Genomic DNA, 18,766 nt, shown 5'->3' with positions numbered 1-18,766 from the left:
TGGCACAAGATCAGGAGGTACTTATGCTGATTGAAATTGATTATAGGGACAAACGACCTATATATGAGCAGATATCAAGCAAAATGGAAGGGCTTATATTGCGCGGAATAATAGGTCCGGATGAAGCACTTCCTTCAGTCAGATCGCTTGCTATGGATCTGTCCATCAATCCAAACACAATACAGAAGGCATATGACAATCTTGAGCAGAGGGGATTTTGCTATTCTGTAGCAGGCAGGGGGAGATTTGCGGAGAATACTTCGCAGGTCATGCCACAGAGACGCAAGGAGTTTTTTGATGAAATGGGAAATCTTTTAAATAAGGCCGATACATTATGCCTTGATGAAAAAGAGGTTCTGGATTTTGTAAAAAAACACTTTAAAGACAGGAAAGAAGAGAAATAGTTTTTATAGGAGGAAGGTATGATACAAGCGATAAATCTTACAAAGAGTTTTGAAGATATCATTGCTATTAGTGGAATCGACCTGACTATAGAAGACGGTCAGGTATTTGGGCTTATCGGAACAAACGGCGCAGGAAAAAGTACTTTTTTGAGAATGGCTGCAGGAATACTAAAGCCTGACAAAGGAACAATAAGCATAGACGGAAGAGTTGTGTTTGATAATCCCAAGGTAAAGCAGGAATTTTTCTATATCTCGGATGACATAGCATTTTTCCCGAATACAACTCCTTTGGAAATGGCGGTCTTTTTCGAGAAAGTATACGAGAGCTTCAACATGCAGAGATTCTCAGAGCTTATGGATAAGTTCGGACTTGAAAAAAAGCGCAAGATAAGGACATTTTCAAAGGGAATGAAGAAACAGTTAAGTATTATTCTTGGGCTGTCTTCAATGACCAGATATCTATACTGCGATGAAACCTTTGACGGACTTGATCCTGTTATGAGGCAGGCGGTTAAGAGCATTTTTGCAGGCGAAATGGCAACAAGGAAATTCACACCGGTTATTGCATCGCATAACCTAAGAGAACTTGAGGATATATGTGATACAGTGGGCCTTCTTCACAAGGGAGGAATAATTTTGTCCAAGAACCTTGATGATGCCAAGGCCGATGTGCACAAGCTTCAGTGCGTATTCAGGGATGATGACAGTAAAGAGCGCGTAATGAAGAGGCTGTGCGTGATTTCAGAAGAGAACAGGGGAAAACTTGTGACGCTTACAGTCAGGGGGACTGAGGAAGAGACAAGGGAGGTTCTTATGGAAGAGAGCCCGATATATATGGAGATGCTGCCACTTTCTCTGGAGGAGATATTCATAAGTGAAACGGGGGTAGAGGGATATGACATCAAAAAGATCATTTGCTGATTTATGTAAAGAAAACAGAAAAAGAAGGCTTTGGCCAATAGCATTATCAATTGCAGCTAACTTTTTTGCACAGATAGTTTTTATCATGCTTCTTATAAGTCGCTATAAGTACAGGCTTGAACATGAATTGGCAGTTATAGAAGATATAAGGCGTGCATTTTTCCAAAATGTATCAGCGCCTTCAGTACCTGTTGTTATCATAGTTTTTGGGCTTGCGGTAGTGAATGCCCTTCAGGGATTTTCATATCTTAGTGATTCTAAAATGAGCGACTTGTATGGCGCACTTCCAATGAAGAGAAGCAAACTTTTTGACATAATGTGCGTAAACGGGATCCTTGTATTTGCAGTTCCTTTTATAATATGCAATATAATTACCCTGATCATAGGTATTGCAAACGGATTCGTCCTGTGGAACACGATCGGAGCTTATCTTTTATCAGCAGTTACCGTAATTGCTGAATATGTTTTCCTTTATATGATTGCGATCCTTGCAGCAGTTCTGACAGGGCACATAGTTGTTGCTTTTTTGGGAACAATGGTCTTTTACGGACTTACAAGCTTCTACACTTTTATTATTCAATTATATGAGCTGGAATTTTTCATTTCCTATTCGGTTTTTGAAAAAGAGTCATCATGGTTAGAATATTTCCCGGTTGGACCTATATTTGAAATCATAGCTAAGATGCAGGAAATAAAAACAGTAAGTTACCCTGTACATTTACTTCCTGAACTCGCTGTTATCTGTGTGCTTTCAATAGTTTTATATTTTGGCTGCAGGTACTTAAATACAATAAGACCATCCGAGGCAGCAGGAAAAGCGATGGCATTTAAGGTTACTAAGCCTTTAATAAAAATTGCGATCATGATAGCAGTTTCCCTCTCATTTGGACTTCTGTTCTATGGATTAAGTGATAAGGTTTTCGGTCTTGTATTTGGAGTTTTGTGCGGAGTAGTTGTAACGCATATAGTTATAGAGACTATATACGAATTTGACTTTAAAGCCAGTATGAAGCACATACCATCAAGTGCTCTTGCAGGAGCTGTAAGTGCATTTTTGGTTGCAGCATTCATCTTTGATTTATTTGGTTATGACTGCTGGCTTCCGAATACTGACAGAGTAGAGAGCTGCGCAGTGACAACAGACATGATATTTGATAATCTTAGGACTTGCATGTTATCTAATGATGGGACATATATGTATAATATGGGTAAGGATGGCAGAGTTATGGAAAATATGCGCCTTAGCGATATGTCAAATATTGAGCCGATCGAACTTGCCGGAGCAAAGAAGACAAAAGAGATTCGCTTTGAAAAGATTTTTAGTAACAATGATTCATACTCTTATGATGAAAATGCGACACTTAGGGAGATTAGTTTCCGTTGGCACATGAAAAACGGAAAGACAGTAGACAGAAAATTCTATGTCGACATGAGTGATGAGGCAATACTTGATAATTTCGGACAAATCTTTAATACAGAGGAATTTAAGAATGCCTGCTTTGGAATCCTGGATTCTAAGCCTGATGAATTTTATGCCTTAAATTATACTGATATCACAGGATCCCATATAAAAGAATTATCTTTATCTGAGCGAGAAGAGATGCTTGAAGCACTGAAAAAGGATATCTATTCCCAGAACTTTGACGATCTTAAAAAGGAGTCTCCGCTTATAGAGTATACAATTTTGGGAAACCTTGGAAATAAAAGATATGACGGAATGGAAATTTACAATTTTTATGTATTTCCTTCTTTTACAAATACAAAGGCTTTTCTTTCCTCCAAAAATCTTCCTGTGGAATGGAGAGATGGATATGAAAAGGCATCAGTTATTGATATGACTGTTTATTCTGGAGAAGATGACTATGAATGGAGCTCTGAAGACAGAAAAGACATAAAGGAAACGGTCGAAAATGCTATTCCATATGATTTGTATCATGTAAATTCAGCAGTAAAGAGTGAGAAATCATCGGATCTGGCAACCCTGTCGATAGGCAATATTTTTTCAGATACTGTTGTAATAACTGATGTAGACAAGATCCCGTCAGACCTTAGAGATATAGTGAATAAGGCGCAGGATGAAGAAGAAACAGAAGCAGATAGTTCAACAGATGCCGGATGGGTAATACACCTAAATAACGGCTAAATAGTGGAAGTGGATAAAAGAGATGAGGAATACTCCCTTTGGAATATTCCTCATTTTTTCATTTTTTTATAGCAAATTCTTCCATCCTGAAAACCAGATAAAGTAAAAACGGTCCCGTAAATATCATTGATAAAGCATATCTTGAATATCCCATAGGACTTACTATCAAGAACAGATCATTAACAATGAACGGCATGATAAACAGTAAGCTCTTATTTTTTGAAATTAGCTTTCTATAAACAGCATACATTGGAATCCACAGCGCATAGAGCGCATGCTGAAACAATATATTGATGAAGGGGAAGGATCTGATCCAGTAATACCAGCTGGTAAAGACTGATCGAACCTCATCCGAAAAGCTGTGTTTCATCTGCGCCCAGACTCCGATATTTTCAGCAGCAGGAATATGATCGAATATTCCCACATCATATCCCATTGCAAAAAACTGTCCGCAAATGGGAAGAACTCCTCTAAAGTATGCACCGGGATGCCGCAGTCCCTGGCGAAGCCATACTTTATAATAATCTGATAATTCCTTCTTTGTCACATGAAGATTATAGGATGCCTTAATAGCATCTGTTGATTCAAACTTAAAATCATTTACAAGAACGTCAAAATCTACAACAGAAGATATGATCTTTTTTTCATCCTCTGTAACTTCATCGCCATAGTCGCGTACATATCGGCCGGTCTGCTGGAACAAAGTACCAAGCATTTCCTGTTTGCCGCCGGGAAAAATATTGAAAAACGGATAAACTATTTTGGTAATTATCATCATCATTATGAATACCGTCGCAAGAGTTTTTGCGACGAATTTCCTACTTTTCGTACAGTTTTTGATGATGAGCAAAATGCTGGTCGGTACTACGAGATAAATACCGGTATTTTGCGTAAGGGGTAACAGAATGGAAGAAACAAACCATAGTACTTTTTCCCTGGCAGAGAGTTCGCCCGGTTTTAATGCCATTCTTAGATAAATTAAGACATATATTACTGCAATCAATGAATGAAGCGAATTTTTGAGCATTATGCAAACATAGTAAGGGATTATAGGACAAAGCGCGAAAAAGGCTACAAGTAAAGCGCTTACTCCATCAAAAGCACCTGAAAGATCAGTGACATATTTAATGGCAAAGCTAAAGATAACAGCTGCCAGAATCATATGTATCGTGATATACAGCATTAGTCCGATTGCGGGATTTCCCAGTAAAATGCCGATTTTTATAAAGGTACCGAAGATTATCGTCACCAGAACAGGGTGATGCGCATTAAATAGCGCAACAACTTCTTCCTGCCCGTTAACAAATCCAAAAGGAACAGGAGATATTCCATCCAAAAAGTCCAGAACCTGATTGACTGTATCGTAGTTTACTAGTCCGGGACTATAGACTATAAAGTACGGAAGCCAGCAGATAAAAAACAGAAAAGGTAATATGATAAATATCTTTTTAGACTTAAATACAAGTCCTTTTTTTGAGGATAAAAAATCAAGTAGACCGGAAAAGATCACAGCAATTACAAAGCCGGATAAAAACATTAATAGCCAGCTTTTTCTCTGCAGATAATTCCACCCAAAACAGGCATGAGTTAAAATTGCCTGCGTACAGATGGCATTGATAAATGCGATAATGCCACATATTACAGAACGATAAATACCATTTTTATATGTGCTCCCCATTTTAGAACTCTCTCCCTTTTCCCATATAAGAAGATGAACTTTTTTCATTTCAAACATCATATATAATATCATTTTCGTATATACATTTCTATCAAAATAGTTTCTCGCGCACAAAAGAAAAAAGCACACAAGGGTCTAAAGATTTTGATGAAATATTTGATAAGCTGCAGGTCTGGTTCAAGGATTCCGAGGGAAAAGATATACTTATGAATCTTAAGGAAAGCGGAGGCGTAGGAACCGTGCAACATGTGGACATGGCTGTGTGAAATAATATATAATAGCCCTCAAGGAAATCATTCTATACCAACTTGGTAGGAAAAGTGGGGAAGGCTATGAATATTACACAGATCAAGTATGTACTGGAAGTTGCAGCCTCATCATCTATGAGGGAAGCTGCAGGAAAACTTTATGTTTCGCAGCCTGCGCTCTCTGCAAGCATCAAAGAGCTGGAGGATGAGCTGGGGATCCTTGTTTTTGAGAGAACAAACAAAGGAATATCCCTAACTGATGAAGGCAGGGAGTTTATTATCTATGCTAAAAAGGCGCTTGCGCAGTATGAAATTCTGGAAGACAGGTATTTATCAAAAGACAGTGATAAAGAGAGGTTTTCAGTATCCACACAGCATTATAACTTTTCAATAAGGGCATTCACGGACGTTATAAAAAAGATGGATCCCGGTAAGTACATCTTTTCAATACATGAAACCAAGACAAAAGAGGTACTTGAGGATGTAAGGAAACTAAAAAGCGAAGTCGGAATAGTGTCTTTTTCGGGTGCAAATGAGGCACTTATGAAGAAGCTCTTCAAAGAATATCAGCTTGAGTTTACGCCTCTTATGATAAGAGAAACTTATATCTACGTGTGGAAAGGGCATAAACTTGCGGGAAGAAAAGAGATATCAATAGAAGAACTTGAAGACTATCCTGTGGTTTCCTTTGATCAAAGCGATGACAGCAATCTGTATCTGAATGAGGAAGCTATGGCGGATTATGATTTTAAAAAGATGGTCAAATCTGATGACAGAGCAACATCTATGGAAATAATCGCAGAGCTTGGAGGATATTCCATAGGCTCCGGAATGCTCTCAGGTGATGATGTGATCCTGGGAGGTCTTGTGGCGATAAAACTTAAAGAAGAGGATCCTCTTACAATAGGCTATATCACGAGGATAGGAAGTAAGATGTCGGTATACGGTCAGGCATATATAGATGAATTAACTAAATACAAAGAGATATAACAATGTTATAAGTAATGTTTATCACGAGCGATAAATTTAAGCGAATTTTCAAGTCGTGCTCCGGATTGTAATATAAATCCAACAAAACAAGATTGAATAAAAAACCCGGAACAAAACATTGGCGGGAATAAGGAGGATTTGAAAATGAGCGGATACAGATTTGAGACATTACAGTTACACGTTGGACAAGAGCAGGCAGATCCTGCAACAGATTCAAGAGCAGTTCCGATATATCAGACTACCTCTTATGTTTTTCATAACAGTAAACATGCAGCAGACAGATTCGGTCTTGCTGATGCGGGAAATATATACGGAAGACTTACAAACTCAACACAGGACGTACTTGAGAAAAGAATCGCAGCACTCGAAGGGGGAAGCGCAGCACTTGCACTTGCATCCGGTGCAGCAGCGATCACATATACGATAGAAGCACTTGCAGCAAACGGCGGACACATTGTTACTCAGAAAACCATTTACGGAGGAAGCTACAACCTGCTTGCACACACACTTCCCCAGTACGGCATAACAACAACTTTTGTTGATGCTCACAATTTGAGCGAAGTGGAAAATGCAATTCAGGATAATACAAGAGCTATTTACCTTGAAACACTTGGTAATCCAAACAGCGATATCCCGGACATTGATGCGATAGCGAAGATCGCGCATAAGCATGGTCTTCCGCTTGTGATCGATAACACATTCGGTACACCATACCTTATAAGACCTATTGAACATGGCGCAGATATAGTTGTTCATTCTGCAACCAAATTCATCGGAGGTCATGGAACTACTCTGGGCGGTATCATTGTTGAAAGCGGCAAATTCGATTGGAAAGCAAGCGGAAAATATCCTAACATCGCTGCTCCTAACCCGAGCTACCATGGAGTATCATTTTACGATGCAGTTGGTCCTGCAGCTTTTGTTACATACATAAGAGCAATTCTTTTAAGAGATACCGGTGCGACAATTTCACCTTTTAATGCATTCCTTCTTCTTCAGGGAACAGAGACTTTGTCACTTCGTCTTGACAGACATGCTGAAAATACTAAGAAAGTAGTGGAGTTTCTCGCAAATCATCCGAAGGTAGAAAAAGTTAATCACCCGTCTCTTGCAGATCATCCCGATCATGCGCTCTATGAGAGATATTTCCCGAATGGCGGCGCATCCATTTTTACATTTGATATAAAGGGCGGTCAGGAAGAAGCATGGAGATTTATCGACAATCTCGAGATCTTTTCACTTCTTGCCAATGTTGCTGATGTAAAGAGCCTTGTTATTCACCCTGCATCTACAACCCACTCACAGCTTACAGATGAAGAGCTTACCGATCAGGGTATCAACAAGTCAACAATCCGTCTCTCTATCGGAACGGAGCATATCGACGATATAATCGCAGACCTCGAAAAAGGGTTTGCAGCAGTATAATACAGGAGACAAAATCATGGCTAACATATTTAAAAATGCAATAGAACTAGTTGGAAACACCCCACTTGTTGAGGTTACGAATATAGAAAAAGAGCTTGGATTAAATGCGACAATTCTGGTAAAGCTTGAGTATTTCAATCCTACCGGTAGTGTTAAGGACCGCGCTGCTAAATATATGATAGAAGATGCGGAAAAGAAGGGACTTTTAAAAGAAGGCTCTGTAATAATTGAGCCCACAAGCGGAAATACAGGAATAGGCCTTGCTTCGATAGCTGCTGCAAAAGGCTATAGGATAATTCTCACAATGCCCGAAACCATGAGCGTTGAGAGAAGAAATATCCTTAAAGCATACGGCGCTGAGCTTGTACTTACCGAAGGGGCAAAGGGAATGAAAGGCGCAATCGCAAAGGCTGAGGAGCTTTCTAAGGAAATACCAAACAGCTTTATTCCCGGACAGTTCACGAATGAGGCTAATCCTGCAAGTCACAGAGAGACAACAGGACCTGAAATCTGGAGAGATACTGACGGAAAGGTAGATGTTTTCATTGCAGGTGTGGGCACAGGCGGAACAGTAACGGGTGTAGGAGAGTACCTTAAAAAGCAGAATGCAGAAATAAAGGTTGTTGCACTTGAACCGGAGGATTCTCCTGTTCTTTCAGAAGGAAAAAGCGGTGCTCATAAAATTCAGGGCATAGGAGCCGGCTTTGTTCCGGAGGTTTTAAATACTAAGGTGTACGATGAAGTGTTCACATCTTCCAATGAGGATGCCTTCAAAACTGCGAAACTTCTTGCCGCAAAAGAGGGTATATCTGTAGGTATTTCATCCGGTGCAGCACTTTTTGGAGCGATCGAGCTTGCAAAGAGAGAGGAAAACAAAGGAAAAGTAATAGTTGCACTTCTCCCCGACAGTGGAGACAGATATTACTCAACTCCTCTTTTCACAGACTGACAAAAATCAAATTATTTAATATGTTTAAGGGCCGCGAATGATCATATTCTGCGGTCCTTTTTTAAGTAAAAAAATTCTCACCGGAGGCGCCTTGGAGCGGGTGCGTGACCACTCAAGATGTTGGAGTTTTAGCCAGTAACAATTTATCAGATACATATAAAAACAAAGTTTCCACAGCTGAGGTTAGATGATATAATAAGGCTTTGCGATACTTTGGAGGTTATAAGTGTATGAACGAAGGTAACAGGGAGAGTTTTGGATCAAGACTCGGATTTATACTTGTCAGCGCAGGATGCGCGATTGGAATAGGAAATGTCTGGAAGTTTCCATATATGGCAGGTCAGAACGGAGGAGGAATATTTGTTTTATTTTATCTTCTCTTCCTTGCAATAATGGGAATTCCGGTAATGACAATGGAACTTGCAATAGGCAGAAAAAGCGGCCTAACCATGGTAAAAGCCTACAAAAAGCTGGAAAAACCAGGACAGAAATGGCACGTTCATGGATGGATATGCCTTGCAGGAAGCTACATTCTGATGATGTATTACACTACCGTATCAGGATGGATGCTGGACTACTTTTATAAATTTGCTACCGGTCAGTTTACTACTGATGAGAAACCTATAGAAGTTTCTGCTGTTTTTGACGGACTTATGAATAACCCCCTCGAAATGGGCATTTTTACAGTACTAACCGTGCTTATAGGATTTGGAATACTAAGTCTTGGAGTCAGGAATGGACTGGAAAAAGTAAATAAATTTATGATGATCGGTCTTTTAATACTCCTTGCAGTACTAACAACCAAGAGCTTCAGACTTGATAATGCTATGGAGGGACTTAAGTTTTATCTGCTTCCGGATCTTGGCAGGGCAAAAACTGTAGGACTTGCCAAGATCATATCATCAGCTATGAGTCAGGCTTTCTTTACGCTCAGCATAGGAATGGGATCAATTGAAGTCTTTGGCAGCTACATGGGTAAAGAAAATCGTCTTACAGGCGAGAGCATAACTATAGCTGTGCTTGATACTGTTGTTGCAATAATGTCGGGACTTATCATTTTTCCTGCCTGCTTTTCATTTGGAGTAGAACCTTCGCAGGGACCGTCGCTTATTTTTGCCACGATTCCCGAAATATTTGTAAACATGCCGATGGGAAGACTTTGGGGAACGCTGTTTTTTATGCTCATGACATTTGCGAGCTTTTCAACAGTTACCGCTGTCTTTGAAAATATAGTAATAAGTGTAGTTGATATATTTAACATAAAAAGAGGAACCTCGGTTGCCATAAACTGCGCATTTTTGCTCGTAGCATCACTTCCGTGCGTTCTCGGATTTAATGTTCTTAAAAATCTTGTATTTTTTGGTGGAAGGAATGTCCTTGATTTTGAGGACTTCCTTGTAAGTAATCTGATTCTTCCGTCAGGTGCGCTTGTAATATTACTTTTTTGCGTAACACGATTTGGATGGGGATTTGACAACTATATTGATGAGGTAAACATCGGATCAGGCATTAAAATGCCTGCTTTCCTTAAGCATTTTTACAGAATAGTATTGCCTGTACTTATTCTTATAATTCTTTTACAGGGACTTTTCAGCAAATAAACGGGGGATGGGCTGTTATGAGAAAAGGCGGCGCGATACGTTGTCAGCAACATTTTTGGATTTTTCAAAAATGTTGTTGACAAATATAGAACACTAGTGTAAACTTTATTTTGCTGTCGCGAAAGCGACTTTACATATATGCGATAGTAGCTTAGTTGGTAAAGCGCCACCTTGCCAAGGTGGAGACCGCGGGTTCGAGCCCCGTCTATCGCTCTTTTAATACAAAAACGCACATCACATGATGTGCGTTTTTTGTATTAAAGCTCTTTATTTAATTAATTGCGATAAAGAGCCCTGCATCCTTGGTTATGTGGAATTCTTGACTTACCTTTTTCATAATATAATTCTTAAATTCTGCATATCTGTTCAGAAGATAGTGGTTCTGATTGCCGTGGCATGAAAAGATATAATCTATTAACGGGCCGGCGTCAGTAATGACTATTTCATCCTGGTATTTCTTCAGCTCCACTTTTTCAAACACGCTACGCAGGATATCAGCACCATTTTCCAAACCAAATATTTTATACAAGTCATTGCTGGAAAGCACGATCCTATCATCAAAATTTTTTACCAGTTCTCTGATTTCTTTCATGTGGTTACTGCTATATGTGCTACAAACAAGTCTTCCGCCAGGCTTTAGCACTCTACTTATTTCCTTACAGGCAAGTTGGATATCCTCACAATAAAAAAGGACGTGACCCGCAATTACTAGATCAAAGGAATTATCTTCAAATGGTATAGCATTAAGATCAAATGCCTTGTAAGAAAATGTTAAGTCTCGCAGTTCTTTTGAATATGCCTTTGTAGCACTTTCTATATTCTGTCTTGCATCATGCAGTATACCTGCAGAGATATCTGAAAGAGTTATTTGTATATCTGTATAATTGCGCTTGGACAATTCGCTTATATTCTCGGCCCATAATGCTCCATTACCGCAACCAAGCTCAAGAATATTCATCCCGGAAGAGATATTACATTCCTCTAGTACCCAATTAAACCATCTTTGTTTATTTGTTGAATATATGTTATGAAGATCTATCCTGGCAGAGATGTTGCTTGCATTTTGATATTGGCTCTTTAAGTTGTTCTCCATTGAAGTCATGTGGATCAGATCCAGCATCTGCTTCCAATCAGGAGCAGCAGAGCTTTCCAAAGCTTTGATGGTTGCATTTACACCTTCTTCAACATTTTTCATTTCATCAATTCGTTCTGAAAGCAGTTTTTTCTGCATCTTAAGGGCATTCAGAATGAAATGATTATCAGCCTGACCGTTTGGTATTTCTTTTATCTCATCCAGAGAAAATCCCAGGTACTTTAAAAGCATTATCTGCTGCAGAATTGCAAAATCGTAATCAGTGTAAAATCTTGCACCTGACTTTGTTGTATAAGATGGCACAAGTAGCCCCTTCTGGTCATAAAACCTTATAGTTCTTACCGACACGTGAGCCATTTTGGCAAATTGTCCGGATGAATAGTAGCCTTTTTTATTCATAAAAGTTTTCTCCGATACAGTAAAAATAGTGCTTGAAGATTACGTAACGTCACCTTTTATAATCTGAGTATAACATAGAATATTGAATTTCCTCAGAAATTCAGGAAGTCATGGTTATAAGTTCAGTGAGCGCCTGAATATATTCAAGACAAGGAGGTAAAGCAGATGTTTCCAAGTGTCAAAGAAGCTCTGGAAGAGCTAGAAATAGCAAGAAACTTAAATCCCGGACCATGGGTTGATCACTCCAAAAATGTTGGCATAGCAGCTCGTAACATTGCTGAAAAGATCCCTGATATGGATTCAGAGAAAGCTTATATATTCGGGCTTTTGCATGATATCGGAAGAAGATGTAAATTCGGTTTTGTTGATATTCCTACTCACGTATATGAAGGGTATAAGTACTGTATGAAAAAAGGATGGGATGAAGCAGCCAGAATTTGCATGACACATTCCTATCTTCACATGCAGGAAGAGTTTAGCTACGAGCCCGAAACAGGACATGAGAAGGCTATCAGAGATTACATAATGAATTGTGGTGAGCCTGATGATTATGACAAGCTGATCCAGCTATGTGATTCTCTTGCCACAGATTATGGTTTTGTAATTCTGGAAAAAAGATTTGTTGATGTTACAAGACGATACGGAATTATGGAAGGATACATTAAAGGTTGGGAGATTGCCTTCAAAATAAAAGAAGATTTTGAAGAGCGTATGGGATGTTCTATATATGATGTTCTTCCGGATATAGGCAGAACTACTCTTCTCTGCCCTAAGCCCTGGAAACCACCGGTAAACAGCAACTGAATTAGATATTTCGAATGTGATAAATTGTGGAATCTGTGAAAAAACTAGATAATCCATAGGATAAAGTAAATCGGAAAGGACAATATGGAAAATATAATTATGCCCCAAAGGCTTGATAGAAAAGTAATATATGAAAGTGATTTTGTATGTTTGTACGCTGACAAGGTAAAACTTCCAAGTGGCTATATCATTGAAAAGTACCATCAGGTGCATTATCCAAAGGAAGCTGTTTGTGTGACGATTTTTAATGAAAAAGATGAAGTACTCCTTATTCGCCACAGAAGATATACTGTTGGAAGACTTGAATGGGAAATCCCAGCCGGTAAAATCGAAGAAGGCGAAAGCCCTGAAGAAGCTGCTAGAAGAGAATGTATTGAAGAAACCGGCTGTTCTTTGAAAGACGTAAGTTTTCTTTGTTCTCAAAATCCTGCCAATGGTATGTCAGACTGTATATGCCACTGCTTTGCGGCCAGAGTAGATATGGAAGGTTCACTATACGATACTGACGAAGTTGCATACAAAAAATGGCTTCCGAAAGAACAAGTACTTGAGATGCTAAAAAATAATGAAACCAAGGACGGAGTTTCTATGTTGGGCTTATTATATGCATTTCAGTTTTATAAATAACTCTTTGCTTTGCGAAATATAATGTCTGTTGGTTATATCACCTTCATTCGTATGATATAACCAACAGAATGCTTGTGATTATTGACACAAAAAAGAACCCGACGCATCAGGTTCTTCCAGGTGTAATCCGAAGATGCCCACTGCAATTTTTAACTATAATGTACTACTATAAAAGGTTCATGCAAGCAATTACGGATAACACATTTATTCCAGCTATGGTAAGATAATCTTAAATAGTTAAATTGTAGATTTCTAACTGATACATCATATTGTTTTTTATATATCTAAAAGGTGGAGCTATGACTAAAAGAAAGCTTAGCAATACGATTTGGATAATGATTACAATTGTGTTTGTGGGTCTATGTATTTACATGCTTTTTAAAAATCTGGGGGAAGGATATCTTATACAGACAGATGAAGCATATCATGCCACAAACGTATATGAGATGTATAAGCAGGGTAATTGGTTGATAAATACTTATCGATACGCGACCGATTACTTTAATTCAAAGCCGCCTTTGGTTTTGGATATTATGATTCTGTCGTTCAAAGTGTTGGGGGTTAGCGGATTTGCTGCTAGATTCCCTTCTGCAATTGGTGGATTATTTACGCTGATCGCCGTCATGACATTTCTCTTATATAAAAAGAAAAGGTACGCAGCCGCTCTTTATCCGATTCTTTTTTGTGCCTGCACGCCTCTGTTTAGTTTTCATATGTACAGAGCAGCGGAGATGGACGCTTGGTACAATTTCTTTTTTGTGTTGGCGATGCTCTCTTTATATCTTATGGAGGAACATCCCAATTTTATGTATTGTTATGGGCTGAATCTGGGTCTGGCATTTATGTGCAAGGGACCTCACGCAGCACTGATCTTCTTAATAGGACTTCTATATATTCCCAAAATCCATAAAGCTTTTAAGTCGGCAAAAAGAGTAGTGATTTCAGTGATATTGGCTTCTATAATGCCCATTGCATGGATGATCAAAAGAGCAATGTTTGATGGCACGAATTTGCTTAAAGCATTGTTCTTGGGTGAAGTAACTTATAGGGTTTCGCAATCGAAGCAATTTGTAATTGAGCCTATCAGTGATTTTTTTAAACTAAATGTGTGCTTCATTTTCTATGCAGTCCTGGTGATTGGTATTATATTATGGGCCGGTGATAAAAAGTATTTTACAGGTAGTTCTTTAACAGGTTTAAAAAACTTCCTTGGTGACAATTATCTGTTCATATTGTGGATTGCGACACCATTAGTATTCTTTACAGTAACAGGTAGCTTTTTGACCTGGTACACCTATACATCACAAATTGCCATGTGCATATTTTCAGCGGTCTTTGGAGAGTGGTGTATAAAAGTTCTTGGTAGAGACAGGATGCTGGCAAAGGCTTTGGTTGTGGCAGCAATCATTGGTTTTAGCCTATGGTTTGTAGTCCCGTGTATCAGGGATGTAATTGCTGTTGCGGGCAAAGGCGGGCATCCTGTGGATAACTTCACTAATGATATAAAGGAATTCAGGGAGGAATATGGTGATTCTTATGCAGATTATAATGCTTACCTTATAGCTGACTGGAGGATAAATTATGCAGACTTGGCTCACTGGGAGCCGGAATATGTAGCTCCTGCCGAGATGTATGGAAATCTCATCTGCGTAGAAGGTACAATAGATAATTTCCTCGCAGACCCTCATTCCATACTGATACTTGATAAAAATAAGTGGGATGAATATTCACAGATTCTGACCGGACATGTAATCCTTCATGACAATTCATATCTCATATTCAGTAGCGATATGTACTGAGTAACATAATTAAAGTGAAAGACTGTGGCTTAGAGTCTTTCACTTTAATTATGTTATCAATCCTTCTTGCATATATAAAGCAGATGGTTAGTATTGCCTAAAAGTTCTCTTTTCTCGGAAAAATGCAGATACCATTCAAATAATTTGTTGAAATCTTCATCCGAAACATCGAAATCAGCCCTTGGTTCTAAAGGCTCAATAAGCCCGTCTACACCGGTTGTAGTTATCGGGGAAACCTTTTTATCCAAAAACAGGTTCTCAAACTCAGCAATATCATAGCCTGTAAAAAGCTGCTCTTTAAAATGCCTGATTTTATAATCTTCTGTAAAGTTTTCATTTTGACCGAGACTCCAGTTTCCATAGAAGTAGTTGGAATACATGATCGCATAAACCGATATAAACGCAAAAAGCAGTATTCCACCGGGCTTAGTTACTCTGATAGCTTCATCTATAGCCTTATCGATTTCTTTTGCTTCATACAAATGATACATAGGCCCGAAAACAAGAGTGACATCAAAGGAGTTATCAGCGAGAGCTTCGAGATTTGTGGCATCTCCATGCATGGGATGAATGTTAGGAAGACCCTTGCTGCCAGCTCTAAGTACTTCAAGATTGCTTTCAACAAGTTCAACCGAGGTTACATCCATTCCCTCTTTAGCAAGGGCTATAGAGTATCTTCCGGTTCCGGCTCCTATTTCAAGTATCTTTGAGCCTTTGCCGGCATATCTGTGAATATAGTGCATGGTTGTGGCATATTCAAGCCTCCCATGAACTGTTCTATCAAGGCGCCCGTCTTCTTCATACTGGGAATAAAAACTGCTAATGATCTCCTGTCTTGAAGGGCTATTTATTATTGTCTCTTTATCTATAGAATGTGCTGTTGTATGTTTCATCCCTTCACCTCCCTATCTAAAAAATGTATTAACATTAAGATTCCTGATAAGTTCGATATATTCAATAAAATAGATTGATATTTCAGAAAATAAATATTTAGAAGTATAATTTACAGACAAAAGTCTGTCAACACTATAATAGGTGGTGGGATTGAAAGAATACATAGGAGCATATTGACCAAAACTATAGTTCAAGATACATTTCAACAAAAAAGTAAGACTTCATGCAGACAATTTCTTCTCTTTCCTAAGTGTTTGGGGTTTTTCGCTCTTGTCGCAAGAAGAATTCATTCAGATACCGCATCTGCGAATTCCTCAAAAGCCCCAAGTTCCGGTGATTTCAAGGCAACTTGTTGCTTTTGCCGCTCCGAGACGCTGTGGTAGAAAGTACAAAAGCAACAAGTATGTCCATTTTCCTATATACTTGGGGCTTTTTACCCTTGTCACAAGTGGAATTCGTTCAGACATCGCATCTGCGAATTCTTCAAAAGCCCCAAGTCCCCTTGATTTCAAGGCAACTTGTTGCTTTTACCGCTCCGAGACGCAGTGGCAGAAAGTACAAAAGCCCCAAGTCATGCTGATTTTCTGAACACTTGGGGCTTTTAGCTTTTGCCTGCAAGAATTAAATCCAGCTCCGCAGGACACGTTCCTCGCTTTGCGAGGACCTCGGCATAGCGACGACCGGAGCGAAGCGGAGATACGAATCCCGCACCGCGGGTGAGTGGCTCCTCTGCCGCTCACTAAAACAAAAAGCACATCCTTTATGGATGTGCTTTTCGTTTTACTAGAGCGATAGACGGGGCTCGAACCCGCGGTCTCCACCTTGGCAAGGTGGCGCTTTACCAACTAAGCTACTATCGCATATATGTAAAGTCGCTTGCGCGACGCAAATAGAATATTACACGATAACCTATTTACTGTCAACATTTTTTTGAAAACTTTTGCTACAATTTTCTGTCCATCTGACCATTTGACTTGTCTATGCTCCATACCGGATGGAGCTATACTGCAAATACCTCATGATCACTCATAATCATAAGTTACAGATACAGAATTAAGGTTATATAATCCTGCCGCAGAAACATTTACAAAAGAATCTGCTTCAGGCAGAAGTCCCATTCCGTATAGAGCATCGCTTGTAGCATTTACCGGAACCACAATACTTACATCAGTTCCATCCTCAGCAACTTCAAGACAAGACAGCACATATTCTTTTACCACATAATTTTTTTGGATGCTTCCATCCTTTAATTCTTTTGCTGCAATGCTGGAAATTCCCGTAGTAAAATCTTTAGACAGGGCTTTCGCATTCAAAATACAAAATAGAGCAGTACCGCAGAAAACCACAATGCAAGCCACCTTTTGGGCAGAAATATTTTCATGTATAAACTGAGCATATATCGAAATAAGAAAAACATATACAAGCTTTGCTATGACTTCTTGCGGGCAAAAGCGGGCTAGTCCAATACGGTTTCTGTTTTTCTGAAGAAAAACTGAAACCTGTGCTATACTTTTTTCATTGGAGATATAACAGTGAAAACAATAATTTATACAAAAAACATAGACATACCGGAACTTACGATGTATGCACAGCAGTCGGAGGTTCAGCTTTATCATATATGGGAACCGGAGCCGGGGATATTTATAGCAGAGAGCCCTAAAGTCATTTTTCGTGCACTGGATGCAGGATATGAACCAATTTCGCTGCTTCTTGAACAAAAGCAGCTTTTGCAGGAGGGAAGCGAAACAGTTGAGCTCTTACGAAAAATCGATGAGCTTGATATAAATGTACCGGTTTATGCGGCGCCTGATGAAGTGCTCAAAGAAATAACCGGATTTCATTTAACGAGAGGCGTTTTGTGCGCGATGAAAAGAAGACCTCTTCCTGCGGTAGAAGATATATGTAAAAATGCCAAAAGAATCGCCGTTCTTGAAAACGTAACAAATCCCACAAATGCAGGGGCAATCATACGAAGCGCGGCTGCTCTTGGAATGGATGCTTGCCTGTTTTCTCCTGATTGCACGGATCCTTTATACAGGAGAGCTATAAGAGTGAGCATGGGAACTGTTTTTCAGATACCTTGGACTTTTCTTCCTGGGGGAAATGGAGCTGTGCAGCTAAAAAAGCTTGGTTTTTCTACAGTTGCAATGGCGCTTAGGGATGATTCAAGATCGATTGATGATAAAGAGATAAACTCAGAAGATAAACTGGCAGTTTTCCTTGGCGCAGAGGGCGACGGACTAAAGCAGGAAACAATAGATTCCTGCGATTACTGCGTTAAGATACCCATGTATCACGGAGTGGATTCCCTTAATGTGGCCGCTGCAAGTGCAGTAGCTTTCTGGGCTTTGAGGGATAAGTGAGTGACATATATAGCTGATATATATGTTTTTATCTTGACATTTTTTAATCCGGTGAATACAATAATTCTTAATTGCATAGAAAAAGTTATGACGAAGACAGTACGTAATTATGAAAAGCTACAGAGAGCCTGCGGGTGGTGCGAGCAGGTGCGAGTACAGATTACCGAAAATCACTTCCGAGCTGCATGACTGAAATATACAGATCGCTTATCAACTGATTATTCTTTGATCTTACAGGCAAAGAGGTTTGGCGGTAGAGTAGGTTATGACGGGATTCTCACCGTGACAGAGAGCCATATAAAACCTGAGCTTTGGCAAAGGGGAGTATGTTGTAAACAGGTGGTACAGCGAGTTTAACCCTCGTCCTTTTTACAGGACGGGGGTTTTTTACATCATAGGAAATTGCGTTCCTGATAAAAAACGTTTCA

General features: G+C 39.3%; 15 protein-coding genes, 2 tRNA genes and 1 other annotated feature. Of the genes, 12 read left to right on the top strand and 5 right to left on the bottom strand.

From position 1 onward, the window contains the following. Positions 1–23: 23 nt before the first annotated feature. The 3 genes from T543_RS02535 to T543_RS02525 are packed head-to-tail and all read left to right on the top strand — an operon-like array spanning position 24 to position 3,468. Positions 24–404, top strand: a complete 381-nt coding sequence (locus T543_RS02535) for a GntR family transcriptional regulator (protein WP_051638476.1) — start codon at positions 24–26, stop codon at positions 402–404. An 18-nt stretch (positions 405–422) separates the two neighbouring features. Beyond that, positions 423–1,325: an ABC transporter ATP-binding protein gene (locus tag T543_RS02530; protein WP_035765348.1), complete on the top strand. Its 903-nt coding sequence runs from the start codon at positions 423–425 to the stop codon at positions 1,323–1,325. After that, entirely contained in the window at positions 1,300–3,468 is a 2,169-nt protein-coding gene (locus T543_RS02525; RefSeq protein ID WP_035765346.1) for a DUF6449 domain-containing protein, read from the top strand. The genes T543_RS02530 and T543_RS02525 overlap by 26 nt, the downstream gene beginning before the upstream one ends. Positions 3,469–3,526: 58 nt before the next feature. Here the strand turns inward: T543_RS02525 and T543_RS02520 are convergent, their stop codons facing one another. Beyond that, positions 3,527–5,194 (bottom strand): DUF6020 family protein, encoded by a 1,668-nt coding sequence (locus T543_RS02520; protein ID WP_155843120.1) that lies wholly within the window; start codon positions 5,192–5,194, stop codon positions 3,527–3,529. Between the two features lie 284 nt (positions 5,195–5,478). On the opposite strand from T543_RS02520, the gene T543_RS02515 reads away from it, so the two are divergent. The 5 genes from T543_RS02515 to T543_RS02495 all read left to right on the top strand — a co-directional run bounded on the left by T543_RS02515 (position 5,479) and on the right by T543_RS02495 (position 10,572). Next, positions 5,479–6,384, top strand: coding sequence for a LysR family transcriptional regulator (locus T543_RS02515; RefSeq protein ID WP_035765343.1), 906 nt, complete (start codon positions 5,479–5,481; stop codon positions 6,382–6,384). 144 nt (positions 6,385–6,528) lie between these two features. Next, positions 6,529–7,809 carry an O-acetylhomoserine aminocarboxypropyltransferase/cysteine synthase family protein gene (locus T543_RS02510; protein ID WP_035765341.1) on the top strand — a complete coding sequence of 427 codons (1,281 nt, stop codon included), beginning with the start codon at positions 6,529–6,531 and terminating at the stop codon, positions 7,807–7,809. 16 nt (positions 7,810–7,825) lie between these two features. Continuing rightward, on the top strand, positions 7,826–8,758 hold the full coding sequence (gene cysK / locus T543_RS02505; RefSeq protein ID WP_035765340.1) for a cysteine synthase A: 933 nt from the start codon (positions 7,826–7,828) through the stop codon (positions 8,756–8,758). A gap of 230 nt (positions 8,759–8,988) precedes the next feature. Then, on the top strand, positions 8,989–10,359 hold the full coding sequence (locus tag T543_RS02500) for a sodium-dependent transporter (protein ID WP_035765339.1): 1,371 nt from the start codon (positions 8,989–8,991) through the stop codon (positions 10,357–10,359). Positions 10,360–10,499: 140 nt separating this feature from the next. Then, positions 10,500–10,572: transfer RNA gene (locus T543_RS02495), tRNA-Gly, on the top strand. A gap of 58 nt (positions 10,573–10,630) precedes the next feature. Here T543_RS02495 and T543_RS02490 read toward each other — a convergent pair. Continuing rightward, entirely contained in the window at positions 10,631–11,851 is a 1,221-nt protein-coding gene (locus T543_RS02490; RefSeq protein WP_035765336.1) for a MerR family transcriptional regulator, read from the bottom strand. A 165-nt stretch (positions 11,852–12,016) separates the two neighbouring features. On the opposite strand from T543_RS02490, the gene T543_RS02485 reads away from it, so the two are divergent. The 3 genes from T543_RS02485 (at position 12,017) to T543_RS02475 (ending at position 15,081) form a co-directional block, all read left to right on the top strand. Further along, the gene (locus T543_RS02485; RefSeq protein WP_035765334.1) at positions 12,017–12,655 is read left to right on the top strand and encodes an HD domain-containing protein; all 639 of its coding nucleotides are present in this window, start codon (positions 12,017–12,019) and stop codon (positions 12,653–12,655) included. Positions 12,656–12,739: 84 nt separating this feature from the next. Then, entirely contained in the window at positions 12,740–13,282 is a 543-nt protein-coding gene (locus T543_RS02480; protein WP_035765332.1) for an NUDIX hydrolase, read from the top strand. Positions 13,283–13,581: 299 nt separating this feature from the next. Beyond that, positions 13,582–15,081 carry an ArnT family glycosyltransferase gene (locus tag T543_RS02475; protein WP_035765331.1) on the top strand — a complete coding sequence of 500 codons (1,500 nt, stop codon included), beginning with the start codon at positions 13,582–13,584 and terminating at the stop codon, positions 15,079–15,081. Between the two features lie 56 nt (positions 15,082–15,137). Here the strand turns inward: T543_RS02475 and T543_RS02470 are convergent, their stop codons facing one another. From T543_RS02470 to T543_RS02460, 3 genes are all read right to left on the bottom strand, one after another. Further along, positions 15,138–15,974 carry a class I SAM-dependent methyltransferase gene (locus T543_RS02470; protein ID WP_051638475.1) on the bottom strand — a complete coding sequence of 279 codons (837 nt, stop codon included), beginning with the start codon at positions 15,972–15,974 and terminating at the stop codon, positions 15,138–15,140. A gap of 788 nt (positions 15,975–16,762) precedes the next feature. Further along, positions 16,763–16,835: transfer RNA gene (locus tag T543_RS02465), tRNA-Gly, on the bottom strand. A gap of 162 nt (positions 16,836–16,997) precedes the next feature. After that, positions 16,998–17,321 carry a hypothetical protein gene (locus tag T543_RS02460; RefSeq protein WP_035765330.1) on the bottom strand — a complete coding sequence of 108 codons (324 nt, stop codon included), beginning with the start codon at positions 17,319–17,321 and terminating at the stop codon, positions 16,998–17,000. Positions 17,322–17,507: 186 nt separating this feature from the next. On the opposite strand from T543_RS02460, the gene T543_RS02455 reads away from it, so the two are divergent. After that, positions 17,508–18,338, top strand: a complete 831-nt coding sequence (locus T543_RS02455) for a TrmH family RNA methyltransferase (RefSeq protein ID WP_035765328.1) — start codon at positions 17,508–17,510, stop codon at positions 18,336–18,338. A gap of 78 nt (positions 18,339–18,416) precedes the next feature. After that, positions 18,417–18,709 (top strand) — a binding site (T-box leader). Positions 18,710–18,766 lie beyond the last annotated feature (57 nt).

The sequence above is a fragment of the Butyrivibrio sp. NC2002 genome, assembly GCF_000702265.1.
In the GTDB taxonomy this organism is placed as follows: Bacteria; Bacillota; Clostridia; order Lachnospirales; family Lachnospiraceae; genus Butyrivibrio.
This window is presented reverse-complemented; position numbering and strand designations above follow the sequence as displayed.